29 protein-coding genes are annotated in these 26,070 nt (G+C 62.6%); 5 read left to right on the top strand and 24 right to left on the bottom strand.

Annotation, left to right across the window (positions count from 1 at the left end):
* Positions 1–81: 81 nt before the first annotated feature.
* The 3 genes from NKH91_RS07150 to glmM form a co-directional block, all read right to left on the bottom strand.
* Positions 82–831: an outer membrane beta-barrel protein gene (locus NKH91_RS07150; RefSeq protein WP_352494165.1), complete on the bottom strand. Its 750-nt coding sequence runs from the start codon at positions 829–831 to the stop codon at positions 82–84.
* A gap of 234 nt (positions 832–1,065) precedes the next feature.
* Complete coding sequence (locus NKH91_RS07155; RefSeq protein WP_352849204.1) at positions 1,066–1,908, bottom strand: outer membrane protein; 843 nt, start codon at positions 1,906–1,908, stop codon at positions 1,066–1,068.
* 227 nt (positions 1,909–2,135) lie between these two features.
* Entirely contained in the window at positions 2,136–3,488 is a 1,353-nt protein-coding gene (gene glmM / locus NKH91_RS07160; protein ID WP_352494163.1) for a phosphoglucosamine mutase, read from the bottom strand.
* Between the two features lie 874 nt (positions 3,489–4,362).
* Between glmM and NKH91_RS07165 the strand changes: the two genes are divergently transcribed.
* Positions 4,363–5,028, top strand: coding sequence for a hypothetical protein (locus NKH91_RS07165; protein WP_502896311.1), 666 nt, complete (start codon positions 4,363–4,365; stop codon positions 5,026–5,028).
* 595 nt (positions 5,029–5,623) lie between these two features.
* Here NKH91_RS07165 and ftsH read toward each other — a convergent pair.
* The 19 genes from ftsH to rcdA all read right to left on the bottom strand — a co-directional run bounded on the left by ftsH (position 5,624) and on the right by rcdA (position 20,669).
* A complete protein-coding gene (ftsH, locus tag NKH91_RS07170) occupies positions 5,624–7,549 on the bottom strand; it encodes an ATP-dependent zinc metalloprotease FtsH (protein WP_023677989.1) in 1,926 nt (641 codons plus the stop codon).
* 106 nt (positions 7,550–7,655) lie between these two features.
* Positions 7,656–9,077, bottom strand: coding sequence for a tRNA lysidine(34) synthetase TilS (gene tilS, locus NKH91_RS07175; RefSeq protein ID WP_352588259.1), 1,422 nt, complete (start codon positions 9,075–9,077; stop codon positions 7,656–7,658).
* Positions 9,078–9,131: 54 nt separating this feature from the next.
* A complete protein-coding gene (ybgF, locus tag NKH91_RS07180) occupies positions 9,132–10,241 on the bottom strand; it encodes a tol-pal system protein YbgF (RefSeq protein WP_023719604.1) in 1,110 nt (369 codons plus the stop codon).
* A gap of 187 nt (positions 10,242–10,428) precedes the next feature.
* Entirely contained in the window at positions 10,429–10,935 is a 507-nt protein-coding gene (gene pal, locus NKH91_RS07185; protein WP_352480915.1) for a peptidoglycan-associated lipoprotein Pal, read from the bottom strand.
* A 231-nt stretch (positions 10,936–11,166) separates the two neighbouring features.
* Positions 11,167–11,316: a four helix bundle protein gene (locus tag NKH91_RS07190; RefSeq protein ID WP_352815064.1), complete on the bottom strand. Its 150-nt coding sequence runs from the start codon at positions 11,314–11,316 to the stop codon at positions 11,167–11,169.
* Positions 11,307–11,543: a four helix bundle protein gene (locus NKH91_RS07195; protein ID WP_352849200.1), complete on the bottom strand. Its 237-nt coding sequence runs from the start codon at positions 11,541–11,543 to the stop codon at positions 11,307–11,309. The genes NKH91_RS07190 and NKH91_RS07195 overlap by 10 nt, the downstream gene beginning before the upstream one ends.
* A gap of 44 nt (positions 11,544–11,587) precedes the next feature.
* Positions 11,588–12,898 carry a Tol-Pal system beta propeller repeat protein TolB gene (tolB, locus tag NKH91_RS07200; RefSeq protein ID WP_352849199.1) on the bottom strand — a complete coding sequence of 437 codons (1,311 nt, stop codon included), beginning with the start codon at positions 12,896–12,898 and terminating at the stop codon, positions 11,588–11,590.
* Between the two features lie 29 nt (positions 12,899–12,927).
* Complete coding sequence (tolA, locus tag NKH91_RS07205; RefSeq protein WP_352849196.1) at positions 12,928–14,094, bottom strand: cell envelope integrity protein TolA; 1,167 nt, start codon at positions 14,092–14,094, stop codon at positions 12,928–12,930.
* Between the two features lie 7 nt (positions 14,095–14,101).
* Positions 14,102–14,560, bottom strand: a complete 459-nt coding sequence (gene tolR, locus NKH91_RS07210; RefSeq protein WP_023719608.1) for a protein TolR — start codon at positions 14,558–14,560, stop codon at positions 14,102–14,104.
* A 9-nt stretch (positions 14,561–14,569) separates the two neighbouring features.
* Positions 14,570–15,280 (bottom strand): protein TolQ, encoded by a 711-nt coding sequence (gene tolQ / locus NKH91_RS07215; protein WP_023719609.1) that lies wholly within the window; start codon positions 15,278–15,280, stop codon positions 14,570–14,572.
* A 297-nt stretch (positions 15,281–15,577) separates the two neighbouring features.
* A complete protein-coding gene (gene ybgC / locus NKH91_RS07220) occupies positions 15,578–16,048 on the bottom strand; it encodes a tol-pal system-associated acyl-CoA thioesterase (RefSeq protein ID WP_023719610.1) in 471 nt (156 codons plus the stop codon).
* Positions 16,049–16,173: 125 nt separating this feature from the next.
* Positions 16,174–17,214, bottom strand: coding sequence for a Holliday junction branch migration DNA helicase RuvB (gene ruvB / locus NKH91_RS07225; protein ID WP_352494158.1), 1,041 nt, complete (start codon positions 17,212–17,214; stop codon positions 16,174–16,176).
* Positions 17,211–17,615, bottom strand: a complete 405-nt coding sequence (locus NKH91_RS07230) for a type II toxin-antitoxin system VapC family toxin (RefSeq protein ID WP_352494157.1) — start codon at positions 17,613–17,615, stop codon at positions 17,211–17,213. The genes ruvB and NKH91_RS07230 overlap by 4 nt, the downstream gene beginning before the upstream one ends.
* Positions 17,612–17,896, bottom strand: coding sequence for an AbrB/MazE/SpoVT family DNA-binding domain-containing protein (locus NKH91_RS07235; RefSeq protein WP_352494156.1), 285 nt, complete (start codon positions 17,894–17,896; stop codon positions 17,612–17,614). Before NKH91_RS07235 ends, NKH91_RS07230 begins: the two co-directional genes overlap by 4 nt.
* 67 nt (positions 17,897–17,963) lie before the next feature.
* Positions 17,964–18,584 carry a Holliday junction branch migration protein RuvA gene (gene ruvA, locus NKH91_RS07240; RefSeq protein WP_352849192.1) on the bottom strand — a complete coding sequence of 207 codons (621 nt, stop codon included), beginning with the start codon at positions 18,582–18,584 and terminating at the stop codon, positions 17,964–17,966.
* A 13-nt stretch (positions 18,585–18,597) separates the two neighbouring features.
* A complete protein-coding gene (locus tag NKH91_RS07245) occupies positions 18,598–19,020 on the bottom strand; it encodes a type II toxin-antitoxin system VapC family toxin (RefSeq protein ID WP_352849190.1) in 423 nt (140 codons plus the stop codon).
* A complete protein-coding gene (locus NKH91_RS07250; RefSeq protein ID WP_023719615.1) occupies positions 18,998–19,267 on the bottom strand; it encodes an AbrB/MazE/SpoVT family DNA-binding domain-containing protein in 270 nt (89 codons plus the stop codon). The genes NKH91_RS07245 and NKH91_RS07250 overlap by 23 nt, the downstream gene beginning before the upstream one ends.
* 56 nt (positions 19,268–19,323) lie before the next feature.
* Positions 19,324–19,836, bottom strand: a complete 513-nt coding sequence (gene ruvC / locus NKH91_RS07255; RefSeq protein ID WP_352480921.1) for a crossover junction endodeoxyribonuclease RuvC — start codon at positions 19,834–19,836, stop codon at positions 19,324–19,326.
* A gap of 305 nt (positions 19,837–20,141) precedes the next feature.
* Positions 20,142–20,669, bottom strand: coding sequence for a protease adaptor protein RcdA (gene rcdA / locus NKH91_RS07260; protein WP_023719617.1), 528 nt, complete (start codon positions 20,667–20,669; stop codon positions 20,142–20,144).
* A 578-nt stretch (positions 20,670–21,247) separates the two neighbouring features.
* On the opposite strand from rcdA, the gene NKH91_RS07265 reads away from it, so the two are divergent.
* Positions 21,248–21,799 carry a DUF2269 family protein gene (locus tag NKH91_RS07265; RefSeq protein ID WP_023719618.1) on the top strand — a complete coding sequence of 184 codons (552 nt, stop codon included), beginning with the start codon at positions 21,248–21,250 and terminating at the stop codon, positions 21,797–21,799.
* A 40-nt stretch (positions 21,800–21,839) separates the two neighbouring features.
* Here the strand turns inward: NKH91_RS07265 and NKH91_RS07270 are convergent, their stop codons facing one another.
* Both NKH91_RS07270 and NKH91_RS07275 read right to left on the bottom strand, forming a co-directional pair.
* On the bottom strand, positions 21,840–22,610 hold the full coding sequence (locus tag NKH91_RS07270; RefSeq protein ID WP_023719619.1) for a sulfite exporter TauE/SafE family protein: 771 nt from the start codon (positions 22,608–22,610) through the stop codon (positions 21,840–21,842).
* 95 nt (positions 22,611–22,705) lie between these two features.
* Complete coding sequence (locus tag NKH91_RS07275; protein ID WP_023719620.1) at positions 22,706–23,155, bottom strand: Lrp/AsnC family transcriptional regulator; 450 nt, start codon at positions 23,153–23,155, stop codon at positions 22,706–22,708.
* 133 nt (positions 23,156–23,288) lie between these two features.
* On the opposite strand from NKH91_RS07275, the gene NKH91_RS07280 reads away from it, so the two are divergent.
* The 3 genes from NKH91_RS07280 to NKH91_RS07290 all read left to right on the top strand — a co-directional run bounded on the left by NKH91_RS07280 (position 23,289) and on the right by NKH91_RS07290 (position 26,030).
* Positions 23,289–24,173: a DMT family transporter gene (locus NKH91_RS07280; protein ID WP_023719621.1), complete on the top strand. Its 885-nt coding sequence runs from the start codon at positions 23,289–23,291 to the stop codon at positions 24,171–24,173.
* 176 nt (positions 24,174–24,349) lie between these two features.
* Positions 24,350–24,997 (top strand): thiamine phosphate synthase, encoded by a 648-nt coding sequence (locus NKH91_RS07285; RefSeq protein ID WP_023719622.1) that lies wholly within the window; start codon positions 24,350–24,352, stop codon positions 24,995–24,997.
* A 1-nt stretch (position 24,998) separates the two neighbouring features.
* Positions 24,999–26,030 carry a tetratricopeptide repeat protein gene (locus NKH91_RS07290; RefSeq protein ID WP_023719623.1) on the top strand — a complete coding sequence of 344 codons (1,032 nt, stop codon included), beginning with the start codon at positions 24,999–25,001 and terminating at the stop codon, positions 26,028–26,030.
* Positions 26,031–26,070 lie beyond the last annotated feature (40 nt).

A 26,070-nucleotide genomic window follows, 5' to 3' on the forward strand; every position in this document is an offset into this window, starting at 1 on the left:
GGATATTGCCAGCGCCCGGGGCAAAAATGCGAACGGCGGGCCTACGACCCGCCATTGTTAACGCCTCGGCTTCGATCGAGCCTACCAGAGGTCGTAGCGTAGTCCGACTTTGACTTGATGATTGTTGATTCCTTTGCGGATCGGAAAAGAAGTCAGGCTCTCCGCAGTCACATATTCGGCGTCTGGCGCGGAAAAATACTGATAGCCCAGATCGACTGAGACGTTCTTGGACACTTGGTAGGCAAGGCCGGCATTCAGCGTGTAGGCGAAGGAGTATTGGGTCTTGTTGTCACGCAGGACGAAATCGTCGGCGGGGTTGGCGTTGTCCGTGAAGTAGCTCGCCGAGAGGCGACGCTTGCTCTGGACGACACCGATACCAGCGCCGAGATAAGGTGTGATTCCGACATAGGTGCCAAGGTCGACATAGCCATTGAGTATGCCTGAGAAGGCATAGTTCTTCAGGGTCGCCGATGCCACCGTCGTTCCGTCGTTATAGCCGACGTCGATCTTGTTGCCGGGAAGATAGCCGACATTGAGATCGGCCCGCAGATAGTCGTTGAAATGGTAGCCGAAGCCTATGCTGGCGAAGATGGGATCTTCCTTTTCGTCGAAGCTCGCGGGCGTGAAGGCGAAATCCTCATCCTTGAAGCTCTTCTGCACCAGATAGGAGACATCGCCGCGCAGATACCATCCCGAGCCAACCTCGACCGGTACATAGTCGGGCGCCTGGTCGACATAGACCGGCGGATCGTAATCGGCGCCAAGCGCCGGCGTGAGCGGCATCAGGACGACTGCTGCAAGCGCCAGCACTACAGGCGATTTGAATGTCATGGTCCCCGGCTCCCGACTTGGCGCATTCGCGATCGCGCGCGCCGTTTCAGAGAGCATTGTTAACCATAGTGGTTAAGTGCGGGTTAAGGATAACAAGGCGTTAGCAATTGATTTGATCCGTTTTCGCTCCTCGAGCTGGACGGCATTACAGAGCAACGCAGCATCTTTAGGCAGCCAAACGAAAACCGCCCGGTATCAGCCGGGCGGTCGACGAATTCCTTGATTTCGAAGCGACTACTTGGTGTAGACGGGCTCGGGTTCCGGAACATAGGGCTCCGGGGGCGGAGCGCAGTCCGACCTGCCGAACTGGTAGCGCAGGCCGCCGCGCACTTCGTGCACGTTGATGCCTCGGTCATAGCCTGGGCCGACATTGCTATCTGAAGCATAGTCGAACATCTTGCCGCCATTGATGTGGCTGAAGCGGTAGCCGACATCGAGCTTGACGCGGTCGGTCAGGCAGTAGGATGCGCCCGCCATCGCAGCATATGCAAAACGCCAGCCCTTACCGCCATGATGCTCGAACTCGCCGTCGTCATCGACGTTGTGCAGTTCATCCCACTTGACCCAGGCGCCGCCGATGCCCGCTCCGACATAAGGTGTGACGCCATGCCAGGTGCCGATATCGACATAGGCGTTGGCCAAGAGCAGCAGCGCCGAATAGGACGAGGTGTCGACGGATGTGCAAGGGGTTTGTAATACGCCGCAGAAGCCGTTGGTCGAGCCGCGGAATTTGGATTTGCTCATCCAGTCCAAGGTGAGATCGGTACGGAAATGCTCGTCGATCTGGTAACCAACACCGGCGCCGGCCGAGAAGGCGCCATCCAGCTTGCCTGTATCGAACTTGCCGGGATTCTGGGGCGCTACACCGTAGGTGATATAGTCGCCACCGCGAAACTTCGACCAGTGATAGTCGATATCGCCGCGGATATACCAGCCGCCATACTCGGCCGGCGGCTCGTAGGCGATCGGTGGCGGCGCCTCCTCGACCACCGGCGGCTCGACGAAATCGGCGGCGAATGCCGGCCCGACGCCGGCAAACAGCGCGGCCAGGAGAGCCATTCTTGCTGTGTTGAACATGCTTATCACCCCTGAGAACCCTCGAACGGCGAACGCGCCCGAAATATGATTGACCTCAGTTGTGGATAATGAATCGGAAAGGTTAAAAGGCGTTTAACCGTATCGATTAACCACGAATCTCTAAAATCCGAGGATTCTGGCGGCCGTTGCTGTTGCAGGACTGACAGGCGATCCAACAAAAAGCCCGCCGGCAAGGGCGGGCTTTTTGAACTGATATTGGAGGGAGATCAGGCGGCGCTGCGCGTTTCCGAAATGACCTCGACGATGTCGTTGACCACGGACTCGACAAGCTGCGGGTCGTCGCCCTCCGCCATGACACGGATGAGCGGCTCCGTGCCGGATGGCCGGATGACCAAGCGCCCGGCCTTGCCGAGGCGATGGCGCGCATCTTCGATCGCTGCCTTGACCGGCGCCTCCTCCAGCGGCTTGCCGCCGGAAATATGCACGTTCTTCAACAGCTGCGGCACCGGCTCGAACTTCTTCGACAATTCGCTGACCGGCCGGTTCTGCCGCTTGATGCAGGCGAGCACCTGGAGCGCCGAGACGAGGCCGTCGCCGGTAGTCGAGAAATCGGACAGCACGATGTGGCCCGACTGTTCGCCGCCGACATTGAGCCCATGGGCACGCATGTGCTCGACGACATAGCGGTCGCCGACCTTGGTGCGATGCAACTGCAGGTTCATGTCGCCGAGGAAGCGTTCGAGGCCGAGATTGGACATCACCGTCGAGACGACGCCGCCGCCGGCCAGCCGCCCGCTCTGATGCCAGGATTCGGCGATCAGCGCCATGATCTGGTCGCCATCGACGATCGCGCCGTTCTCGTCGACAATGACGACGCGGTCGGCATCGCCGTCGAGCGCTATGCCGATATCGGCGCGCACCTCGTGCACCTTCTTTTGCAGGCCGGCCGGATGAGTCGAGCCGCATTCCTTGTTGATGTTGAAGCCGTTAGGCTCGACATTGATGGCAACGACCTCGGCGCCGAGTTCCCACAGCGCGTCGGGCGCCACCTTGTAGGCGGCGCCATTGGCGCAATCGACGACGATGCGCAGGCCCGACAGCGACATCGAGCGCGGCAGCGTGCGCTTGGCGAATTCGATATAGCGGTCATGCACGCCGTCGACGCGTTTGGCGCGGCCGAGCCCATCGGAATCGGCAAGCGCCAGTTCGATATCCTTATCGAGCATCCCCTCGATACGCTCCTCGATCTCATCGGACAGCTTGTAGCCATCGGGGCCGAACAGCTTGATGCCATTGTCGTAGTAGGGGTTGTGCGAGGCAGAGATCATCACCCCTATATCGGCGCGCAGCGAGCGCACCAGCATTGCAACCGCTGGCGTCGGGATCGGGCCGAGCAGGAAGACATCCATGCCGGCGGCGCACAGGCCCGACACCATCGCGTTCTCGATCATGTAGCCGGAAAGCCTGGTATCCTTGCCGAGCACGACGCGGTGGCGGTGGCTGCCGCGCTGGAACGAGAGGCCGGCGGCCATGCCGACCCTCATGGCGACCTCCGCCGTCATTGGAAACTTGTTGGCGCGCCCACGAATACCGTCCGTACCGAAATAATGTCCTGCCATGCTAGCCAGCTTCCCGATGGTTCTTTCCGAGCATCTCATGCCATAAAATCGGCCGAGCTCTGTCATCACATTGTATGATTATGGACGACCAATCCTTAGAAAATTGTTGTCTTGTGTGTTTTGCGTCACGCTAGTGTGTTGATTTTCAAGTTTCGAGCCCTTGTTGCGGCAGCAGCATCAGAAACGTCAACCTCAAACCTCATCTGGATCCTTTGGTTTGTGACAGTGTGGCCTTGAACCCGAATCCGCATCGCGCTGCTTCAGACAGAGATAGGCTCAGGTCCGTCGCACCCGCCGATTTGACTGGCTGTCATGCGACGCAGTGTACTCGCTGGGAACGAGCCATATGCGCGCTCTCCGTGCAATGCACCCGGACGAACTTGGCTGGGAAACAGTCCCGGCAACGAATTCATCACCTTAAAGAAAAGAATGCACTTCTAAATTGTCTCTACGCTACTTAGCATCTGGCGCAACCAGCCGTTGAGCGCTATTGCTGCACTGGGACATATCATGAACCGCCATAGGGAGAAAACGCATGCTCATCCATCGACTTGCCACTTTGACGGGCCTTGCCGTCGCGACCTTATTCCTGGCGGCGCCTGCCAATGCGCTGACCATGGCCGAGTGCAGCACCAAGTATAACGCGGCCAAGGATGCGGGAACGCTTGGCGGGCAGAACTGGAACCAGTTCCGCAAGGCCCAATGCGGCACCGATGCCACCGCCGCTACGACCGATCCCGCCCCAGCCAAAGCCACGGCCAAGGCCGCCGACACCACCAAGGCAGCCGCCGGCGACGATGCGGCGCCTGGGCTGACGGCGAAGGAGTGCAGCACCAAGTACCAGGCGGCAAAAGCCGCCGGCACGCTGAACGGCATGAAGTGGAACGATTTCCGCAAGACCCAGTGCGCCGCCGACGCGACGGCAGCCGCACAACCCGCCGCCACGACCAAGGCTGCGGCAGCCACCGCCGACGACGCTGCGCCGGGCCTGACGGCCAAGGAATGCAGCACCAAATACCAGGCCGCCAAGGCTGCCGGCACGCTCAACGGCATGAAATGGAACGATTTCCGCAAGAGTGAATGCGCCGCCGGCGCAACTGCAGCGGCACAACCTGCCGCGGCACCTGCCAAGGCGACGACAGCTGCCGCGACCGATACCGGCAAAGGCCTCAGCATGGCTGATTGCAGCGCCAAATATCAGGCCGCCAAGTCCGGCAATACTTTGAACGGCATGAAGTGGAACGACTTCCGCAAGAGCCAATGCGGCGCCGGCGCAGCCGACGACGACGACACCCTGCCGGCTCCCGATGCGAAGTACACCGGCGATCCGCAAGCGCCGACCATCACCGCCCCCCAGGGCGTGAAATTCCCGACGGCGATCTCCAAGAAATACGCTACCGAGACCCCGGCCAAGGGCCGCATGCACACCTGCCTCGACCTGTATTACGCCAACAAGGACGCCAACACGCTGGGCGGCCTCAGGTGGATCCAGAAGGGCGGCGGCTTCTACAGCCTCTGCAACGCCAAGCTGAAGAGCTGACCAGCGCCATCATCCGACGACATGAGCCCGCGAGCCGCAAGGTTCGCGGGCTTTTTTGTTGCTGCATGCTGCCGCGCGTTCCGAAGAGGCGGCATCCGCGCGCAGTCGGCCGCCGCTCTAGCGATCTCCCCCCTCGTGGGGGAGATGTCCGGCAGGACCCGGCAGGACAGAGAGGGGCGCTGTCCCGCCGACATCGATGGTCGGCAGCACGCGCCACGTTTGGTCGAAGGAGCCTGAAACAAAAAACCCGCCTCGGCGGGCGGGTCGTTGGAGCCAATTGGCACCATACGCAAATTAGTAGCATAGCTGCCGGCACAAAGCAAGAACAAAATGTGGCGCCGTCGGCAAAAAACTGCGAATTCCTTCACCGGCGCGCCTTGTCGATCTTCCCGAAGTCGTCAACGAGGACGATAGAAGGCCGCGTTCCTTCGCGCCCCTCTCTGTCCTGCCGGACATCTCCCCCGCGAGGGGGGAGATTGGCCGTCATCGTCACTTTCGCCAATTTCCAGCGATGCAGGAAGGGTCGCATTCCCCAAAGAAAAACGCCGCGGTCAGAGCCGCGGCGTTTCGAAGTCGATCTCTCCTGGGCCGGAGCCTAGCTTGACGGCTGGGGTTCCATACCGCCTTCGGGCTCGGGGCCCTTCTTGCGGCGGCCGGACTTCGGCACGGCCGAGCCGCGGCTCGGCGGTGTGTCGTCGCCGAGGTCGCGTGCGGGCTTATTGCCGGCGATCAGCTGCTTGATCTCCTCGCCGGACAGCGTCTCGTATTCGAGCAGGCCTTGCGCCAGCGCGATCCATTCCTTCTTCTTCTTGGTCAGGATGGACCTTGCCGTCGAATAGGCCTCGTCGATCAGCCGGCGCACTTCGGCGTCGATGATCTGCGCCGTCTCTTCCGAGATATTCTGCGTGCGCGCCACCGAATGGCCGAGGAACACCTCCTCCTGGTTGTCGCCATAGGCGACATGGCCGAGCTTGTCGGAGAAGCCCCAGCGCGTCACCATGGCGCGCGCCAGCTTGGTCGCCTGCTCGATATCGGAGGAGGCGCCTGAGGTGATGTTCTCCTTGCCGAACTTGAACTCCTCGGCGACACGGCCGCCCATCATGATGGCGAGGCGCGAGATCATGTATTTGTAGCTCATCGAATAGCGGTCGCCTTCCGGCAGCTGCATGACCATGCCGAGTGCCCGGCCGCGCGGGATGATGGTCGCCTTGTGCAGCGGATCGGCCGACGGCACATTGAGCGCCAGGATGGCGTGGCCGGCCTCGTGATAGGCTGTCAGCTCCTTCTCAGCCTGCGTCATCGCCGACGAGCGGCGCTCGGCGCCCATCATGATCTTGTCCTTGGCGTCCTCGAATTCGGCCATGGTGACGAGGCGTTTGTTGCGCCGCGCCGCCATCAGGGCGGACTCGTTGACCAGGTTCATCAGGTCGGCGCCGGAAAAGCCCGGCGTGCCGCGTGCGATCACCTTGAGGTCGACATTGGGCGCCAGCGGCACGTTGCGCACATGCACCTTCAGGATCTTCTCGCGGCCGACGATGTCGGGGTTCGGCACCACCACCTGGCGATCGAAGCGGCCCGGCCTGAGCAGCGCCGGATCGAGCACGTCGGGCCGGTTGGTGGCGGCGATCAGGATGATGCTTTCGTTGGATTCGAAGCCATCCATCTCGACCAGCAGCTGGTTCAGCGTCTGCTCGCGCTCGTCATTGCCGCCGCCGAGGCCGGCACCGCGATGGCGGCCGACGGCATCGATTTCGTCGATGAAGATGATGCAAGGGGCGTTCTTCTTGGCCTGGTCGAACATGTCGCGGACGCGGCTTGCACCGACGCCGACGAACATCTCGACGAAATCCGAGCCCGAAATGGTGAAGAACGGCACGTTGGCTTCACCGGCGACCGAGCGGGCGAGCAGCGTCTTGCCGGTTCCGGGAGGACCGACGAGCAGCACGCCGCGCGGGATCTTGCCGCCGAGCCGCTGGAATTTCTGCGGGTCGCGCAGGAACTCGACGATCTCTTCCAGATCTTCCTTGGCTTCGTCGACGCCGGCGACGTCCTGGAAGGTGACGCGGCCATGCGCTTCGGTCAAAAGCTTGGCCTTCGACTTGCCGAAGCCCATGGCGCGGCCGGAACCGGACTGCATCTGGCGCATGAAGAATATCCAGACGCCGAGGATGAGGATCATCGGCAGCCAGGATATCAGGGTGCCAAACAGCGAATTGGAGCCGTCGGATTCAGGACGCGCATTAATGGTGACGTTCTTGTCCTGCAACCGCGAAACCAGCGACGGATCCCCAGGCGAATAGGTCTGGAAGCCGTTGGAGCTGTCCGTGTAGTTGCCGGAGATACGGGCGCCGGCGATGGTCACCGACTTGATCCGTCCCGCCGCGACCTCCTGTAGGAACTGCGAATAGGGGACATCGCTCGAGGCTCCACGCGTCTGCGGCGTTTGGAAAAGATTGAAGAGAGCGATGAGCAGGACCGCTATGATCGCCCAGAGCGCGAGGTTGCGATAATTTGGATTCATCAATTGTCCCGTTGGCGCCCGCTGGGCGGACGCACGTCGTGAGAGGAAACTTGGCCCTAACATAGGGAGAGCGTCTCCCCTTGCCAAGCATAACAGCAGGTCTCGGTTAAGCTTTCGCCCGTGGTAGGCCGGCACTGTGGCCGCCGAATGGCGCGGCTGGAACCGGCGCCGCGCCAAGCAACGCGGCGACGGCATCGGCCGGCGCCAGATCGAAGGACGGCAGGAAACGGGCGAAGGGCGCGACTGCCGGATATGCGGCGACCGCCGCCGGCATCGGGCTTTCCTCAGGCAAACCCGGGCCTTGCCCAGGCAGACCAAGGCATTCGCCATCCCGCCATAGCGCTGGTTCGGCGGCCAAGGCGGCACGCACAAGGCTTGCCGGCGTGCCATGCCCGGCAATTGCCCGCTTTGCGGCAAGAGCCACCCCGAGCGGGGCAACCAACAGCGGCGCGATCAACAATGCACCTGAACTGTCGCTCAATGTGATCCGTCTGCGGCCGTCCCAAAGGCCATTGTCGGAAACCGCAACAGCGGGCGGCAGATCGCGCAACTCACGATGCAGAAAGATGCCGGTACGCCGGGCATCGACCACGCTCCGCGACAATGTGGCACAAAGCGGCCCGGCCCGGAGCCGGCCGAAAAGGGCTTCGCTGCGGGCCTGGTCGGGAAGGAAGGCGGTACCGCCGGTCGCCGCCAGCAGGATGCGCAGCGCATAAATAGCCGCCCGGCTGTCGGCGCCCGTCGCAAAATCCCGGTTGAGGCGGACGAGGCCGGCGGCTGGCCTCGAGGCCAAGCCGCGGATCAGCATGGCCGCGCGCTGTCCTAACTGCTCACGCTCGACCGCCGCCTTTCTGGCCTGCGCCATCGTTTCAGCCATGCGAAGCGCATCGTCGCCTTCAACAAGTGCTGCGCGGACGCGCGGGCGCTCGAAAGCAGTGTCGGCATTGGTCGGGTCCTCGACCCAAGCGACCTGTTCGCGCCGGAGGAATTCGCGCAGCGCCGCACGCCGCACGCCGAGCAGCGGCCGCACGATCCAGTACCGCCAGTCGTAGAGGGTTGCCGGCGCCATGCCGGCAAGGCCCCGCGGCCTCTCCTCACTTGGCACCTCGTCACGCGCTTGCCGCATCAGCACGGTCTCGGCCTGGTCGTCGGCGGTGTGGCCGGTCAGGATCAGCCCGACGCCTGCCGCTTCGGCGGCCTCGGCGAGCAGCCGGTATCGGGCTTCGCGCGCGGCGGCGGGCAGGCCGGTCGCTGGTTTGTGCCCCGACCAGACGACGATGCGATGGGCAATGCCGCGCGCCGCGCACAGCCTGGCCACGGCTTGCGCTTCCGCTGCCGCTTGCGGCCGCAATTGGTGATCGATCGTCACCGCCAGCAATTTCGTTGCCGGTGCGGTACGGTCGAGATGGGCTTTGAGGAGGAGGAGAAGGGCGGTCGAGTCGCTGCCGCCGGACACGGCCACAACAGCGCCGTTGGAAAAGTCGATCCGCGAAAAATCCGAAAGATCAGGCTCGGTGTCGAGCGTCATGCATGTCGCCCAAAAGTGGGCCCGGTTTTGGGGCAACGACGTGCAACAGAAAAACTAGCACGCCGCGAGTGCCCTTTCCTGCTTGACCCGCTCCTTGAGCGCGCCGGAAATATCGGGGTAGCGCTTGCCGATCTCGCTGAAGGTGGCACAGGCCACGTCGCGCTGCTTCAGCCCGACCAGTGAGACGCCGAGCTTCAGCAGCATGTCTGGCGCTTTCTTGGCCTTGGGATAGTCCTTGCTGGCTGCGAGGAAAGTCTCGGCCGCATCGCGGTATTTCTGCTGGCCGAGCAGCGATTCACCGAGCCAGTAATGCGCGTCCGCCGCTTTGGCGTCCCGGGGAAACCGAGCGATATGGTCGCGGAAGCCCTGTTCGGCGGTGCTGTAGTCGCCCGACAGGATGAACTGGTAAGAGTTGCGGTAAAGCTCCTCCGGGTCGTTGGTCGAGGGGAGTGCCGCGACCACCGTATCGTCGGATTTGCCGGCCTTGTTGCCGGCTGCGTTGGCGCCGTTGGCTGGGGCCGTATTCTGCTCCGGCGCGTTCGCCTGCGCATTGCCATCGGCTTCGACGACATTGCCGTTTTTGTCGACGGTGATGGTGCCGAACGTCTTGGGCGGCGCGCCGGGGATCAGCTTGCCGGGATCGCCGTTGGGCGATTCGACGATGACGTCCTCGACGCTCTTGTCGCCGGCTGGCGGCGTGTCGGCAGCGGCCGGAGCCTGCGTTGCAGGCGCCTCCGCCACGTTACTGTCGCCGTTGGGGTTGTCGCTGTTGGGCGCCGCCTCGGACTTCTTCTGCTCGGCCGGCTGCTGCGCGCCTTGCGGACCGCCTTCCAACTGCTGGAAGCGGAATTCGTTGTCTTCCTGCTGCTTGCGGATCTGCTCCTGCATCTGCAGGACCTGGAAGTTGAGTTCCTCGATCTTGCCGTTCATCTGCCGGAGCTGTTCCTCCAGCGCCGGAGTGCCGGTGCCATCCTGTTGCGCGAGTTGAACCTGATCCGGCTTTTTCTTTTCACCGAAAATGCCGGGCAGTTTGATCGTCGGCAGATGGAAGGAAAAGCCGCTTTCCGATGACTGCTCGGTGCCGCTTGCCCCGTCAGCAAGTGCCGCGATACTTGATACGAGCAGCAGCGCAAGCGTGCCGCTCAAGACCGATCTGAAATGCATGTGCCTCTCGCCGTGAAACCGTTGTTGCGCGCCTCTCACTCGAAGTAGACCAGCCAACTGGGACTAGCCAGACGCTCTCGGCTCTTAACAGGACGTGAGACTTCGGCCAAATTTTGTTTGGAGCGGGCAGATATGAAAAAGGCGGCCCTTTGGCCGCCTTTCGCACCAAGTGTTGCATTTATGCCGATCAGGAGCCGGCGCCGCCCAGGGTGGTTACGGCGCGGCGGTTCTGCGACCAGCAGGAGATGTCGTCGCAAACCGCGACCGGACGCTCCTTGCCATAGGAAATGGTCTTCAGGCGCTGCGCCGAAACGCCCTTCGCGACCAGGAAGTCGCGGGTGGCGGCAGCACGGCGGGCGCCGAGCGCCAGATTGTATTCGCGCGTGCCGCGCTCGTCGGCATGGCCTTCGATGACGATGGCATACTGCTTGTACTGGTTCAGCCACTGTGCCTGGCGCGCCAGCGTCGTCTGCGCATCGGCGCGGATCGACGACGAATCGGTGTCGAAGAAGATGCGGTCGCCGATGTTGACGGTAAAGTCCTGGGCTGACCCGGGCGTTGCCGCGCCGGCGCCGTTGAGGCCGAGATCGGCGGCGCTGTTCGGCGTCTTCTTCGAGGCGCAACCGGTAATCGCGAGCATCGCGACCAGCGCGATCATGACCGGGTTTGTGGTAAGTGCTGCGATACGGCCCATGCCGCCTCTCCTTCGCAATTCGAGTGATTTCATTGATCGTCCAGTAACCACGTTTGGGTTAACCGGCGCTCAAGAAACACGGTTAAAATTTGGTTTCGGCTGCCGTCCACAACCGTTCTGCCGAGGGCTACTCAAGGGCGACAATGAGCGCGGACCGTAGGCGGAAATGCGGCCAAAACATGAAAAAGAGGGAATTGAAGAATTGAAGAGTTGAGGAATTGAGGAAAGAGATCACCTCAGCTTCTCTCTGAGATTGACCAGCATTCCGTAGATGCGGGCATAGGATTGCAACCAGTCGTCGCGTTGCACCTGTGTGATATACTCGAGGTCGAACGCATACGAAATCCACGTCTCCACTTCACTGCATGACCCTATGGCCATCGAAATGAAGCGTGCGAATTCGGGCTTGGAGCGGTCTGTTTGGCAAAACCCTCAGCCAAATTGGCGCAGATCGCCTTGCTGGAACGACGTAGTTGATCGGCGAGCGCGTATTGCTCCATTTTCGGAAAAGCAAGCGTGGCTCTGTGTACCCCAAGGGAAACCGCATAGGCGCGCTTATAGACTTCCAAATCCCTCGCGTGCTCGATGTAGGCCCCTGGCTTCTCCATTCTTCAGTTCTTCAACTCGTCAGTTCGTCAATTCCTCAGTTCCTCTATTCGAGCAGCGGCGACCAGGCCGGATCCGAGGCGAAGTTCGCCGTCGGGATCGACTGTTCGTTGCGGCCGGTGAGGTCGACCGAAACAAGTTTTGGTCCGCCATTGGAATCGCGGAAGAACATCAGCACCCGGCCGTTGGGTGCCCAGGTCGGCCCTTCCTGCTGAAAGCCGGTGGACAGGATGCGCTCACCCGAACCGTCGGTGCGCATGACGCCGATCTGGAATTCGCCGCCGGTCTGCTTGGTGAAGGCGATGAGATCGCCGCGCGGCGACCACACCGGCGTCGAATAGACGCCGTCGCCGAACGAGATGCGGGTCTGGCCCGAGCCGTCGGCGCCCATCACATAGATCTGCGCGCGGCCGCCGCGGTCCGACGTGAACACCACCTTGCTGCCGTCAGGCGAGTAGGATGGCGAGGTATCGATGGCGGTCGAATTGGTGAGCCTGGTCGTCGAGCGGCTTCTCAGGTCCATGGCGAAGATGTTGGAATTTCCGTCGTCGCGCAGAAGGCTCATTATTACCTTCTGGCCATCCGGCGAAAAGCGCGGCGCAAACGTCATGCCGGGGAAATTGCCGACCAGCTCGCGCTGCCCCGTCTCGATCTGCAGCAGGTACACCCGCGGCTGACCGCTCTCGTAGGACATATAGGTGATTTCCTGCCGGTTCGGCGAGAAGCGCGGCGTCAGCACGATCGACTTGCCGTTCGAGAGATAGCGGACGTTGGCGCCGTCCTGGTCCATGATGGCAAGCCGCTTCTTACGCGCATTCTTGGCGCCGGACTCGTCGATGAAGACGACGCGGGTGTCGAAATAGCCCTTCTCGCCGGTCAGCCGCTCGTAAATGGCGTCGGCGATGATATGGCCGACGCGCCTGGTATTGGCGTCGTTGGCGAAGAACTGTTCGCCCGAGAGCTGCTGGCCGGCAAAGGCGTCCCACAGCCGGTACTGGGCACGGATGCGACCGTCGGCTTCCTTGCCGACGCTGCCGGTGACCAAAGCCTGCGCATTGATTACCTTCCAGTCCTCGAAGCGTGGCGTGGCATCCGGATTGGAGATCTTCTCGATGAAAGCGCTCTTGTCGATCGGAGCAAACAGGCCCGAGCGCTTCAAATCGTCGATGACGATCCCCGATATCTCCGCGCCCAACGCGTCGCCCGATTGGAAATCGGTGATGGCGATCGGCAGCGGCTCAATATTGGGTTGGGTCAAATCGAGTTGGACCAACGCTTTTGCCGGCAGCGTGGCGAGCCCGCTCATGGCGGTCGCAATCGTGCCGATCAGCATCAGCGTCGTAAGCAACTTCTTCATTCGTTCAGCCTCGTTGTTCTCTCGGCAAATCAGTACATGTCGCTGGGGATGAAATTGACCTCGACCTCGTTCCATCCCAGTTCGCCGTCATATTTTGCGACTGGCAGATTGTAGGGCGCACATCGCAGCACTGCGCGCCGCGCTGCTTCCGAGGCAACGCGGGAGCCCATTGAGCCATCGCCCGCGGATCCGACTTCCGGAGCGCCGTCGATCTCGCCATTTTGCGTGAGCTTCATCCTGATGGTGACTTTTTGGCTGTCGCCATCGAATGTGCCGGGTGTCACACTCCAGCAGCGTTTGATCTGGGCCTTCAGGCCATCAAGCTCGCTCTGCGAGAGTTTGGTGCCTTGGTTCTTCTCGCCGCCGAGCGAAGCCTGCTGGGTCGAGCGCTTGGCGCCGCCGCCGGACGGCTTCTGCTTGTCGAGGAGAGCGGAAATCTCATCAGCATTGAATTGCTTGTCGTCCGATTTCGGCTTGGACGAGGCTTCCTTGACCGGCTTGTCGGCGTCCTTGCGCTCCGGCGCCTTGGCGCTTTCGGCCTGGGCCGGCTGCGGCTTCGGCCGAGCCTCGGGTGCTGGCGCCGAGTCCGGAAGCTGCGCCTCCTCGGTTGGCGTTTGCTTGGCAATCGCCTCGGCGACGGCATCCGGCTTGACCTCGGGCTGCGGATCGATCGCGGCAGTCTTGTCCTGCGGCGGTGTGGGCGTCGGCTCCTTGGCCGGCGTCGGCTTGGGCTCGGTCTGCTTGACAGGTTCGGGCTTGACCTCTTCCTTCGGCTGCGGCACCGGCGCCACCTCCGTAGCGGGAATTGGCTTCGGCTCTTCCTTCGGCTTCGGCACGTCCTCGGGCTTGGGCTTTTCGACTGGCGTCGGCGCGGGTGGCGGAGCCGCCGTCATGTCGACTGGCTGGGGCTTGGGCTCAGGTGTCGGGGGCTTGTCGGTGTCGACGCTGTTATCGCCGACTTTCTGGGCGTCGGGAACGATGTCGGGACGCTGTGTCGGCAGCGGCGCCGGCTTTTCGTGCATCACGGCTTTCTTGTCGCCTTGCAAAACCTGCGAGACGGCCTCCATCGGCACGATTTCGACCGCGACCGACTCGACATCGGACGACGGAAGCGCGGCCGGCGCCGACAGCGTGAACAGGCCGAAGGCGAGCGCCACCGTATGCAAGATCACCGATGTGGTGAGGCCGGTCTTCATCTCGCGTCTATTGGTCCTGCTTCGGCAATGACATCAGGCCGATGTTCTTGTAGCCGGCGGCCGCGATCTGGGCCATCACCTCCATCGCGGTGCCGTAGTTCGTAGCCTTGTCGCCGTGGATGCGGATGCGCTCCTCGTAGCCGGTCTTGGAAATCGCCTGTAGTTTCGCGACCAGCTCCTCCAGCGGGATTTCGGTCTCCTGCAGGAAGATCTTACCCGTGGCGTCGATCGAAATAGTGATCGGCTGGGTATCGGCGTTCATCGCCTTGGCCTTCGTCTCGGGCAGATCGACCGGAACGCCGACCGTCAGCAGCGGCGCCGCGACCATGAAGATGATCAGCAGCACCAGCATCACGTCGACCATCGGCGTGACGTTGATCTCCGATATCAGGGCGTGATGGCGGCCGCGCCGCCTGTGGCCGCGCCCGCCGCGTCCTCCGCCACCTGCGCTTACGGACATTCCCATGATCGTTCCTCAGGCCTTCTGCACGACTTTTTCATCGATTTGGCGCGAGAGTATGGCGGAGAACTCATCCGCGAACCCTTCCATGCGCACCGCGATCTTGCTCGCGTCGGACGACAGCTTGTTGTAGGCGATGACGGCAGGGATGGCGGCGAGCAGGCCGATGGCCGTCGCCAGCAGCGCCTCGGCGATGCCGGGCGCGACCACCGACAGGCTGGTGTTCTTCGACGCGGCGATCGCCTGGAACGAGGTCATGATGCCGATAACCGTGCCGAACAGGCCGATAAAGGGCGCCGCCGAGCCGGTGGTGGCGAGAAAGCCGAGCCGCCCTTCCAGCTTTTCCATCTCGCGGGTCAGCGCCAGATCCATGGCCTTGTCGATGCGGGTCTGCAGGCCGAGCGGCGATTTCGCGCCCTTCTCGAAGCTCTTCTTCCATTCGCGCATGGCGGCGACGAAGATCGCGCTCATGCCGGTCGTCTTGCGGTCGGCGAGCGTGCGGTAAAGTTCTTCCAGCGACTGTCCCGACCAGAACACCTGTTCGAAGCGATTGAGCGCCAGCCGCATGCGGGCATAGGCGACGAGCTTGTCGACGATGATCGCCCAGGTCCAGATCGAGGCGCAGAGCAGCCCGATCATGACCAGCTTGACCACCCAACCGGCCTGCATGAACAAGGCCCAAATCGATAAATGCGCGCCCGGTTCGGCGAGAGCGATGTTTTCCATGTTACGTCCTTAAAGATTTTCCGGGCGTGGCTGGCGGCTGGCCCATGGGCATCCCTTGTGGTCCGTTCGCGTTAAGCTGGCGGAATAACCCCAAATGCACCATTGGCGGCCTTTTCGGGGCAAATATTGGTGAAAGGAAGGCGCTTGGATTCTCCCAATCTTAACCAATCCCTTCATGGACCGTTATGGTTAAGGATGGGTTAGGACGTACAGCGCGGCGCATTGCCGCGCCCCGACGAGCCGCCGGCGGTCCTGGCCCCCTAACCGAGAGCTCCGGGATCGTCCGCCTCTGAACCCTTATTTGCGCGTTCTGGGCATGAAGGCTGCGATCCAGTCCTTGGGAAAGCGCCGCGGCCGTCCGTTGTCGCCGACGATCGCCGCTTCGACCCGCGCCTCGACCAGCACTTCGCTGCCGCGCTTCAATTGCTGCGCCATGACGATCCGCGCACCGGAAATCTCGTCGGTGCGCGTATCGATGGTCAGGATGTCGTCCATGCGGGCCGAACCGCGGAAATCGATTTCCATGCGCCGCACCACCCAGACTATTTTCTCGCCATGTTTGCCCTCGGCAAGCTCGGTGTGGTGGACGCCGGCCAAGCGCAGATAATCGGAACGGCCGCGCTCGAAGAACTCGAGATAGCGCGCGTGGTAGACGACGCCGGAAAAATCGGTGTCTGCATAATAGACCCGCGCCATCAATCGATGGCCGAATTCCGTCAGCGCGCCGGAAAGCCCGGCGGACAATGCCGATTCACGGTGATCGTCCATTGCTGTCCTTTTGGCCCGACGGGCCCTGTTTTAAGCAACACCTGTTTTGCGCATAGACCGGCGATGATCAAGACCTGGAGGGCGGGGCCGGGAACTGCCAGCACCGAAGCCATAAGCAGCGGAACTTACGGCTCTTCCTGGAATAGGCTGATCTGCTGCTGCGCCAGGTCCTTCGGCGCGTCGAGGCCGAGATGCCGCCAGGCATTGGCCGCCAGCACGCGGCCGCGCGGCGTGCGCATGATAAAGCCTTGCTGGATCAGAAAGGGTTCGATGATGTCCTCGATGGCATCGCGCGGCTCGGAAAGCCCAGCGGCGATGGTTTCAATGCCGACTGGCCCGCCGCCGAAATTCCGGGCGATCATCGACAAATAGCGGCGGTCGAGCGCGTCGAGGCCGAGCCCGTCGACCTCCAGCCGCGTCAGCGCCTCGTCGGCGATCCTGCGGTCGACATGGCCGTCGCCGGCAACGCTGGCGAAGTCGCGCACCCGGCGCAACAGCCGGCCCGCGATGCGCGGCGTGCCGCGCGCCCGCCGGGCGATCTCCAAAGCACCGTCGTCACCGAGCGGCATGGCAAGGATGCGGGCGCCGCGCCGCACGATCTGCTCGAGTTCCTCGACGGAATAGAAATTGAGCCTGACCGGGATGCCGAAGCGGTCGCGCAGCGGGTTGGTCAACAGGCCGAGCCGGGTGGTGGCGGCGACGAGGGTGAAGCGGGCCAGGTCGATCTTGACCGAGCGCGCCGCCGGCCCCTCGCCGATGATCAGGTCGAGCTGGAAATCCTCCATCGCCGGATAGAGGATTTCCTCGACCGCCGGGTTGAGCCGGTGGATCTCGTCGATGAACAGCACGTCGCGGTCTTCGAGGTTGGTGAGCAGCGCCGCGAGATCGCCGGCCTTGGCGATGACCGGACCGGAGGTCGAGCGGAAATTGACGCCGAGCTCGCGCGCCATGATCTGCGCCAGCGTCGTCTTGCCGAGGCCGGGCGGGCCGACGAACAGCACATGATCGAGCGCTTCGCTGCGGCCCTTGGCGGCCTCGATGAAGACTTTGAGATTGGCCCGCACCGCCGCCTGGCCGACGAAGTCGCCGAGCGTCTGCGGCCGCAAGGTCTGCTCGGCATCCTCGCCGCGTTTGTCGGGAGCAATGAGGCGTGGCGAAAGGCTCATGCGAGCAGTTCCATACCGGGAATGGCCTTGGCAGCGCGCTGATCGAAGGTGACCGTGTGCGTGCAACCTAATTTTCGATTGTGCTCCGCAATCAACGCGTCGGCAAAGTCGACCTGCACTGAATTCGATCGTTCGAGCGCGATGACGATGGCATCGAAGTCTTCGAACTCCAGCGTCTTGATTTTGAGCAGCCTCTGGATCGCGGCCAGCACCTGTTCCTTGGGCTGCCTGTAGCGCGAAGCCAACGACCAGCTGAATTCGACCAGCACGATCAAGCTCACGAAGCCGGGCATTTCCAGACTGAGGCCGCGGCCGAACGCAAGCGCCTTCGCCCGCTGCTCCGGATCATCGTTGAGCACCATGCGAAGCAGAACGTTGGTATCGATGCCGATCGACGTCAAGCGGCACCCTCTTGTCCGTCATTTGGTCTATCCCCGACAACATGCCGGCCGACCGCATCCCGCACAGCGGCGTCGATTTCCTCCAGCGTAGCGGGACCGCCAGGCGGATCTCCCAAGAACCCGGCGAGGTCGGCAAATCCGAGGTTGCGCGGCGTTCCGATCAGGTAACCATCCATGACTGTCCAGGCGATCGTGTCGCCTGTCTTGAGCGACAAGGCGTCGCGGACGTCCTTTGGGATCGTAAGCTGTCCCTTGGAGGTCAGACTGGCATATGCGCCCATATTCTTACTCCTGGAGAAAATTCTTACCGATCACATGGTAGTCGGAATTTCACTTTCCAGCAACATCTCACCGTGCCAGCTCCTTCAGCCCGAAGCGGATCAGCTTCGACGCGTCCGCTTCCTCGCCGGCCGTCTTCAACGCCGCCGCCACTGCGTTGGCGGCAGTGTCGCGAGAATAGCCGAGATTGACCAGCGCCGAGACTGCGTCGGTGATCGGCGCCGAAGCAACGCCTTCGCCGAGCTCCTGCTTCAGGCCGATGGTGCCGGAGGCAGCACCTGCATAGGCCGGCGCCTTGTTCTTCAACTCGGTGACGATGCGCTCCGCCACCTTCTTGCCGACGCCCGGCGCGCGGCTGACCATGGCGATATCGCGCAACGCAATCGCATTGGCGAGGTCGGCCGGCGCCAGCGTCGACAGGATGGCCAGCGCCACCTTGGCGCCGACGCCCTGCACATTGTTCATCAACAACCGGAACCATTCGCGCTCCAGCACCGACTGGAACCCATAAAGCCGCAGCACGTCCTCGCGCACATAGGTCTCGATGAACAGCACCACCGCCTCGCCGGGCGGCGGCAATGCCGCAAGCGTGCGCGCCGAGCAATAGGCGACATAGCCGACGCCATGCACATCGACGATGCAGAAATCCTCGTCGATCTCGTCCAGCGTGCCTTTTAGCTTGCCGATCATTTGAGCGTGCCGATCATGCCGGGTGGGTTTCCGGAGAGATGATATCGAGGTCCGGGAAATAGCTGCGATAGCGCGCGGCATCGCGCGTCAGCAGGCGATGCCCAGCGACAACCGCATGGGCTCCAATAAAGAAATCCGGCAGCGCTCGTTCGTGGAGGCCGCCGGCGCGGCGATAGCGGGAGTGCGTGACACCAGCGAGGAAGGCCGCTTCCCACGGCAGGAGTTCACGCTCGATCTTGAGCATGTCGGCTGCTTGGCGAAGGGCTTGCTCCGTTGCAATCAGCGGCGCGAGTTCGGACCAGACGATTGTGTTGATGACAAGCGCGCCGTCGCGCCGGCATGCGGTGATCGCCGACGCCGACCATTTCCTCTCCTGTCCGGCAGGACCCCAAACGTCGATCAGGACATTTGTGTCAATCAATGTCGAGGTCTTCACGCGGGCCCCTCAGCCATTCCACATATTCGTCCGCCGTCATGCCCCCCAGATCCAGCGTACCAGCCATACGGCCGAGCATCTGGCTGAATCTGCGCGAGGCTTCCTCCTTCGACATGTTTTCGTCGACCGCAATGACACGAGCACCGTCCTCGGTGGGGACGAACTCCACCTCCGAGCCCGGGCCGATACCCAGATGATCCCGTATTTCCTTCGGGATGGTCACTTGGCCCTTGGTGGTAACGCGCATGGTAATACCTCGTTGGTATTACTTATTGTTCACTGGAGAACAAGTCAAGAACAAACTTATTCGGCCAGCATCGCCATCCTGTAGGCGATGCTCTGCCTGTGATGCGCGTGACAGATGGCGATGGCCAGCGCATCGGCGGCGTCGTCGGTGTCGAAAGTCGCCTTCGGCATCAGCACCTTGACCATCATATGGATCTGCTTCTTGTCGCCATGGCCGACGCCGATCACCGCCTTCTTGACGGCGTTGGGCGCATATTCGGCAACGGCAAGGCCGGCGCGCGCCGGCACCAGCATGGCGATGCCGCGTGCCTGGCCGAGTTTCAGCGTCGCCGCGGCATCCTTGTTGACGAAGGTCTGCTCGACCGCCGCCTCGTGCGGCATCGTGGCATGCAGGATCTCGGCAAGCCCGTCATGCAATTGGCAAAGACGCACCGCCAGCGCCGCCTTGTCGTCGGACCGTACTGTGCCGGAAGCGACGAAGCGCAGCGAATTGCCAAGGCTTTCGACGATGCCCCAGCCGGTGCGCCTAAGCCCCGGATCGATGCCGATGATGCGAATCGCTTCCCCCATCCGCCAAGTCTACCTTCGGCGGGCAGCGATGCCAGCGAAATGTGAACAAACCAGAAACGGGGCTCGTGATGTCCACAAAGCCTCTGAGACCGTTTCGAAAGTCGCTCCGGCGAGTCATATGGTGGTGGTTTCGAGAACCGGAGCGCAGCGGACATTTGGTCCGTGAGCCCACGCGTGATCCCGAGGGGATCATGCGCAATCAAAGTGCTGCAGTGTCCTTTGCGCGTCCAAAAGGACGCGGCGCTGCAGGTAAGCGGAGAAAACGCCGCCAGATGGCCGCTGGAGTAGAGTTTCCAAACGGTCTCTCAGCCGCGGGCGAAAGCCGTGTTGAGCAACGTGATCTGGTCGGAGACCGGATTGAGGCGACGGCTCGACTGAGGCACCTCGGCGAGGCCGCCATAGATCTCCTCGTCCATGCGGCGCACCAGCGCCTGCAGGCGCAGCGAGCGGTTGACGAGGTCGACGAAATCCGTCGGCAGCTCGGCCCAGCCGGGCGCCTCGTCATGCGCGGAGGCGGTGTCGAGACGCACCTTGGATTTTTCGGAAGCCACCTGATCGCGGGTCATCTCGCCGGAATTCGCCGCCCGCTGCAAAAGCAGCCACGAGGCGACCTGCATCAGCCTGGTGGTCAGCCGCATCGACTCGGCCGCATAAAGCGTCGCCGCCAGCCTCGACAGCTTCTTGGCCTCGGCGCGGCCCTTGCCGTCGAGATATTCGGCCGCCTGCTCGACCAAGCCCATGCCTTCCTGATAGAGCGGCTTGAAGGATTGGGAGAAAACCCGGCGCTCCGCCAGCTTGATGGTGTTCGCGCTCGCCTTCGAAGGCTCGTTCATCGCTGCGCCCCTGCACTTGCCTGACAGCCGGCCGATTCGGCTCTTGGCCGCCATATCCGGCAGCCTAAACGACTGAAGCTTGAAAATGCGCTTCGCTGCCGGCGAAGGCAAGCACATGTTTAACAAACGGTTAACGGCCGCATTTGGCCCAAGGGGCTCCATGCCGGCGAACAAAAAAAGAGCCGCGGATAAGGCGGCTCTCAGGAGTTTAACAGGGAGGCGTCAAACAAAGTGGCTCCAACCACTCGGTAAGAATCCAGATCACTGGATGGACATAGTAAACGCCTGTAAAGCTTAACAAAGCCTTAACGCAGGGCATATTTTTCGATCAAGCGCCCAGCATCTGTGCCGTAACAGCACAGATGGCCGGCTAAGCCGCCGCTCTCACCACCGGCTGGAAAGTGGGGGCGACGCGCTTGCGCCACCGTTCCTCCAGATCGTGACCGACATACCGAAACAGATCCGCTCGCCGCGCGACATCGTTCCGAAACAGGCGCCGCGCTAAACGCCCGCTCCTCGCAACGAGGCGGAGCAAAATTGCGCTCCGGCAATCATGAAAATTTCTCAAGGAGCGAACAATGGACTGGTACTCGGCCGTTAAATTTCTGCACATCGTCTCGGCGATCCTCTGGGTCGGCGGCGGCTTCACCCTGATGCTGCTTGCGGTACGCGCCGACCGCGCTGGAAACGTCGAAGGCATGTTGCAGGCGATGCGCGCCACTGGCGAGCTCGGTAACCGGTTCTTCGCGCCGATGTCGATGCTGACATTGCTCTTCGGCCTCATCATGTGCGGCTTCTGGGTCGGCTTTTCCGATTTGTGGGTGCTGATCGGCCTTGCCGGTTATGCGACGACCTTCTGCATCGGCATGTTCGTCTTCAAGCCGACTGCCGACCGCATGGCAGGCATGATCGCCAAGGATGGCGTGACGCCGGCGGTGCTTGCCCAGGGCCAGCGCGTCCTCAATGCCGCGCGCTTCGACTATTCGGTGATGCTGATGATCATCGCGGACATGGTGCTGAAGCCGACACTGCACGACATCACCATTCTTGGCTGCATGGCGTTCGTGCTGGCAACCGGCGCTGCTCTCGCGCTTGGCAGGACGCGGCCGCTGCTGCCGAGTGCCGCCTGAGGTTTAAGGAATCCGGCGGCGGCCGCCTGGGGCCGCCGTCTTACAGAAGGCCGGCGATGCCGTCCCACAGAAGCTTGACCGCGACGACCGCCACGGTCGCATAGGTGAAGGGATAGAACAGCTCCGGCCGCATCCGCCGCACCAGCCAGGCGCCGGCGATTGTCGACAGCGGCGCCAGCGGCATCAGCACCGCCGACGCGGTCAAATTGGTGGTGTCGAACTGGCCGAGCGCGAAATAGGGGATGAGCTTCAGTGCATTGGTGACGGCGAAGAAGATCGCCGCGGTGCCGGACAGCACCTTCGGATCCAGCCTGATCGGCAACGCATAGACCTGAAAAGGCGGGCCGCCGACATGGGCGACGAAGCTGGTGAACCCGGCAACGGTACCCCAGAAGCCGGCGGCAACGCGGTTGGGCTCCGCCGCGTGGCCGGCACCGTGGCGGAGTTGCAAATAGAGCCAGCGCAGCACGAAGATCAGGGCGACCGCGCCGACGATCAGCCGGACCATCTCTTCGGTTACAAGTGCCGCCGTCAGCCAGCCAAGGGCAATGCCGATCACGGCACCCGGCATCATGTCGGCCAGCATCTTGCGGTCGAAGATACCCCACCATGTCCACACCGAGACAATGTCCATCAGGCACAGAATTGGCAGAAGAATTGCGGCAGCCTGAACCGGCGGCATGGTCAGCGCCATCAATGGCACGCCGACAAAGCCGACGGCGCCGCCGAAGCCGCCTTTCGACAGGCCGACGAGGATGACGGCCGGCATGGCCGCGGCATAGAACCAGGGATCGATGAGCAGGCCTGACATGGGGAAAGGAGGCTGGAGGGAAAGTTGAACTCTGGAATAGACCAGAAATGGCCAGACCGCGACCGCAAATACGTGGGCCACGCCACCGGAGCCCGTCACATGTTTGGCATGTCGAGCGGCGGCGGGCGTCTCCGGATCGGCTGCGCCTTGATGATGGCGGTGCTGGTTTCGGCCTTGTCGGCGATGCGGTCGAGAATCCCGTCGAGCTCGCCGATCGAGCGGACGAACAGCCGGGCGACGAAGCAGTCATCGCCCGTCACCTTGTCGCATTCGCCGAATTCCGGGATTTCCTCGATCAGCTTCTGGACGATGTGCAGCTTACCGGGCAACGGCCGGATGCGAACGATCGCCTGCAAGGCGTAGCCGAGCGCCTGCGGATCGATGTCGATGGTGAATGCGCGAATGACGCCGCGATCCTCAAGCCGCCGAAGCCGCTCCGAAACGCTTGGCGACGACAACCCGACCTGCAGCGCCAATTCCTTCAGCGAGGTCCGTGAATCCCTGACTAGGATATCGAGGAGCTTTCTATCGAGCTCGTCCAGCATTTTATAATTCCAAGAAAAAGCCGATGTTTACCTAATTAAATTAGGTTCGTTCTGCATATCACCAGCTACAAGTCATGGAAAGGCCCATATCTGCCGTGGGATTATAGAATCTCAACGGGTTTCGGGAGCATCCATGGACAACACGGTACGCGGCACGATCGAAATGACTGCGGCGATGGCGATCCTCGGCACGATCGGCTGGTTCGTCGTCCTGTCCGGCCAACCCATCATGGACGTGGTGTTCTGGCGCTGCGCCTTCGGTGCGGTAACGCTGCTGGTTATCTGCACGGCGCTGGGACTGCTGCGCGGCAGGCTGTCGCTTCGCATTGTCGCGATCGCGGCTCTCGGCGGTGCTGCCATCGTTATCAACTGGCTGCTGCTGTTCAGCGCGTTTTCCCGCGCGTCGATCTCGATCGCCACGGCTGTCTACAATACGCAACCCTTCATGCTGGTCGGTTTTGGCGCGCTCTTCTTCTCCGAACGGCTGACGGTGACCAAGCTGACCTGGCTCGGCATCGCCTTCGCCGGCATGCTGCTGATCGTGCAGGCCGCGCCCGATGCAGGCGATCATGGTACGGATTACTTTACCGGCATTGCGATGGCGCTGGCCGCGGCTTTCTTCTGGGCCGTTGCGGCTATCGTCACCAAGAAGCTCAAAGGCACGCCGCCGCACCTGATCGCCCTGATCCAGGTCTGCGTCGGCGTTCTCATGCTGGCACCTTTCGCCAATCTCACCCACCTTCCCGCCGATGCGCGGAGCTGGGTCATGCTGGCGACGCTCGGCATCGTCCATACCGGCCTGATGTACATCCTCATGTACGGCGCCATCCAGAAACTGCCGACGCATCTGCAGGGGTCGCTGTCCTTCATCTATCCAGTCGTCGCCATCCTCGTCGACGTCGTCGCCTTCGGCCACCGGCTGCATCCGGCGCAGATCGCCGGCGCCGCCGCCATCCTGGTCGCCGCCGCCGGCATGAACCTCGGCTGGTCGCTTTGGAAATCGAAAGTGCCTGCGTAGAGCCCGCAAGCGACCAGGCGAGGAGAATTTCGGCCAACGGTAGTCATGCGCCGAGCCCGATAGAATCTTGACGGCAATCGTGATCCCGCTGCCGCCTGTTCAATCCCCGCACTTTGCTCTATGCCGCAATGCAACCATCTTCGCCCGGCATAGGCGATAACCGGGACCGAACACCAATGAATGACGCAACGCCCCCCAACCGCTGCCGTATCGTGCTGATCGCGCCGCCGAACGTGCCGGCCGAGCGCATCGCCGCAGCCTTCGACGGCGGTGACGTCGCCTCGCTGATCCTGCCGGAAAACGGCATGGACGAGGCCGCCTTCCAGGCCTTTGCCGAGCAGATCGTGCCGGTGGCGCAAGCGGCCGGCATTGCCGTCATCATTGCTGGCGACACCCGCATCGCCGGCCGCGTCCAGGCCGACGGCATCCATGTCGAGGTCGGCAAGGACGAGCTCGCCGAAACGATCGAACACTTCCAGGCCAGGATGATGGTCGGCACCGGCGGCGCCAAGACCCGCGACGACGCGCTGGAACTTGGCGAGGTCAGGCCCGATTATATTTTCTTCGGTCGCTTCGGCTACGACAACAAGCCGGAGCCGCATCCCCGCAACCTGTCGCTCGGGCAATGGTGGGCGGACGTGATCCAGATCCCTTGCATCGTCATGGCCGGATCCGATCTTGCCTCGGTGGAAGCTGTCGCCGCCACCGGTGCCGAATTCGTGGCGCTTTCCAGCGCGGTTTTCGCCGGCGACGTCGATCCGAAGACGGCGGTTGCCACCGCCAACGCGCTGCTCGACGAAACCGCACCGCGCTTCGAGGACTGACGTGCTCTCTCGGACGATCCTTTTCAGCGCTTTTCTCGCAACGGCCGTAACCCAGGCGATAGCGGCGGAACCCGTTCCGCTGCCGCAGCCGAGGCCGGATTCCAGCGAGCCTGCCGACAAGCCGTTTCTCCCACCATTGCCGCAGCCCGCCACCACGGCCCCTTTGCCGTCGGCCGATACCATCAACCCCGACCGCTTCGGCGCAAAACCGTCCGACGCCGCCTACGGCGCCTTTCAGCGCGGCCTCTACAAGACGGCCTACAACCTTGCGATTTCCCGTGCTCAAAACGGCGATCCGGCGGCACAGACGCTGGTGGCCGAGATATTGTCGCGCGGCCTCGGCGTGCCGGTCGACGCGGCAGGGGCGGCGAAGTGGTATGCGCTTGCCGCCGAGCAGGGCATCCCGGAATCGCAATTCCAGTATGCGCTGATGCTGCTCGATGGCCGCTACGTCAAAAAGGACGAGAAGGAGGCCTATGCGCTGATGCAGGCCGCCGCCGAAGCCGGCAACCGCCTGGCGCAGTTTAATTTTGCCCAGCTGATGGTCGAACAGGAGCCCGGCGATGCCGGTATTGCCAAAGCCGTATCCTATTACGAGCGCGCCGCCGCGACCGGGCTTGCCGACGCACAATATGCGATGGCACAGGTCTACGCCAATGGCGCCGGCGGCAAGCCGCGCGACGATGTCCGCGCCCGCGGCCTGCTGGCACAGGCTGCGCGGCAGAACTACGACACGGCGCAGATCGATCTCGCCACCTGGATGATCGAGGGGCGCGGCGGCGCCCGCGACCTGAAATCGGGCTTTAACTGGATGAAGCAGGCCGCAGAAGGCGGCAACGTCGCCGCCCAGAACCGTCTCGCCAAGCTCTACATGAACGGCATCGGCACCGATCCGGATCTGATCCTCGCCGGCGCCTGGTATGTTGTCGCCCGCCGCGCTGGGCTCATCGACCAAGAGATGGACGATTTCCTGCAGGGCCTGACCGACGAGCAGACGCAGCAGGCGCTGCAACGGGCCAATCGCCTGCCCTGACTGTGATCTCGCGACTCATTGCACCCGGACTCGCAAGCGC

The sequence above is a fragment of the Mesorhizobium sp. M0894 genome (assembly GCF_040319725.1).
Classification (GTDB): Bacteria; Pseudomonadota; Alphaproteobacteria; order Rhizobiales; family Rhizobiaceae; genus Mesorhizobium.

Bases quoted from the DNA above. Each gene is read 5' to 3' on its own strand.
- NKH91_RS07150 (WP_352494165.1), bottom strand. From the start codon at position 831: ATGACATTCAAATCGCCTGTAGTGCTGGCGCTTGCAGCAGTCGTCCTG.
- NKH91_RS07155 (WP_352849204.1), bottom strand. From the start codon at position 1,908: ATGTTCAACACAGCAAGAATGGCTCTCCTGGCCGCGCTGTTTGCCGGC.
- glmM (WP_352494163.1), bottom strand. From the start codon at position 3,488: ATGGCAGGACATTATTTCGGTACGGACGGTATTCGTGGGCGCGCCAAC.
- NKH91_RS07165 (WP_502896311.1), top strand. From the start codon at position 4,363: ATGAAGTGGAACGATTTCCGCAAGACCCAGTGCGCCGCCGACGCGACG.
- ftsH (WP_023677989.1), bottom strand. From the start codon at position 7,549: ATGAATCCAAATTATCGCAACCTCGCGCTCTGGGCGATCATAGCGGTC.
- tilS (WP_352588259.1), bottom strand. From the start codon at position 9,077: ATGACGCTCGACACCGAGCCTGATCTTTCGGATTTTTCGCGGATCGAC.
- ybgF (WP_023719604.1), bottom strand. From the start codon at position 10,241: ATGCATTTCAGATCGGTCTTGAGCGGCACGCTTGCGCTGCTGCTCGTA.
- pal (WP_352480915.1), bottom strand. From the start codon at position 10,935: ATGGGCCGTATCGCAGCACTTACCACAAACCCGGTCATGATCGCGCTG.
- NKH91_RS07190 (WP_352815064.1), bottom strand. From the start codon at position 11,316: ATGGCCATAGGGTCATGCAGTGAAGTGGAGACGTGGATTTCGTATGCG.
- NKH91_RS07195 (WP_352849200.1), bottom strand. From the start codon at position 11,543: ATGGAGAAGCCAGGGGCCTACATCGAGCACGCGAGGGATTTGGAAGTC.
- tolB (WP_352849199.1), bottom strand. From the start codon at position 12,898: ATGAAGAAGTTGCTTACGACGCTGATGCTGATCGGCACGATTGCGACC.
- tolA (WP_352849196.1), bottom strand. From the start codon at position 14,094: ATGAAGACCGGCCTCACCACATCGGTGATCTTGCATACGGTGGCGCTC.
- tolR (WP_023719608.1), bottom strand. From the start codon at position 14,560: ATGGGAATGTCCGTAAGCGCAGGTGGCGGAGGACGCGGCGGGCGCGGC.
- tolQ (WP_023719609.1), bottom strand. From the start codon at position 15,280: ATGGAAAACATCGCTCTCGCCGAACCGGGCGCGCATTTATCGATTTGG.
- ybgC (WP_023719610.1), bottom strand. From the start codon at position 16,048: ATGGACGATCACCGTGAATCGGCATTGTCCGCCGGGCTTTCCGGCGCG.
- ruvB (WP_352494158.1), bottom strand. From the start codon at position 17,214: ATGAGCCTTTCGCCACGCCTCATTGCTCCCGACAAACGCGGCGAGGAT.
- NKH91_RS07235 (WP_352494156.1), bottom strand. From the start codon at position 17,896: ATGGGCGCATATGCCAGTCTGACCTCCAAGGGACAGCTTACGATCCCA.
- ruvA (WP_352849192.1), bottom strand. From the start codon at position 18,584: ATGATCGGCAAGCTAAAAGGCACGCTGGACGAGATCGACGAGGATTTC.
- NKH91_RS07250 (WP_023719615.1), bottom strand. From the start codon at position 19,267: ATGCGCGTTACCACCAAGGGCCAAGTGACCATCCCGAAGGAAATACGG.
- ruvC (WP_352480921.1), bottom strand. From the start codon at position 19,836: ATGGGGGAAGCGATTCGCATCATCGGCATCGATCCGGGGCTTAGGCGC.
- rcdA (WP_023719617.1), bottom strand. From the start codon at position 20,669: ATGAACGAGCCTTCGAAGGCGAGCGCGAACACCATCAAGCTGGCGGAG.
- NKH91_RS07265 (WP_023719618.1), top strand. From the start codon at position 21,248: ATGGACTGGTACTCGGCCGTTAAATTTCTGCACATCGTCTCGGCGATC.
- NKH91_RS07270 (WP_023719619.1), bottom strand. From the start codon at position 22,610: ATGTCAGGCCTGCTCATCGATCCCTGGTTCTATGCCGCGGCCATGCCG.
- NKH91_RS07275 (WP_023719620.1), bottom strand. From the start codon at position 23,155: ATGCTGGACGAGCTCGATAGAAAGCTCCTCGATATCCTAGTCAGGGAT.
- NKH91_RS07280 (WP_023719621.1), top strand. From the start codon at position 23,289: ATGGACAACACGGTACGCGGCACGATCGAAATGACTGCGGCGATGGCG.
- NKH91_RS07285 (WP_023719622.1), top strand. From the start codon at position 24,350: ATGAATGACGCAACGCCCCCCAACCGCTGCCGTATCGTGCTGATCGCG.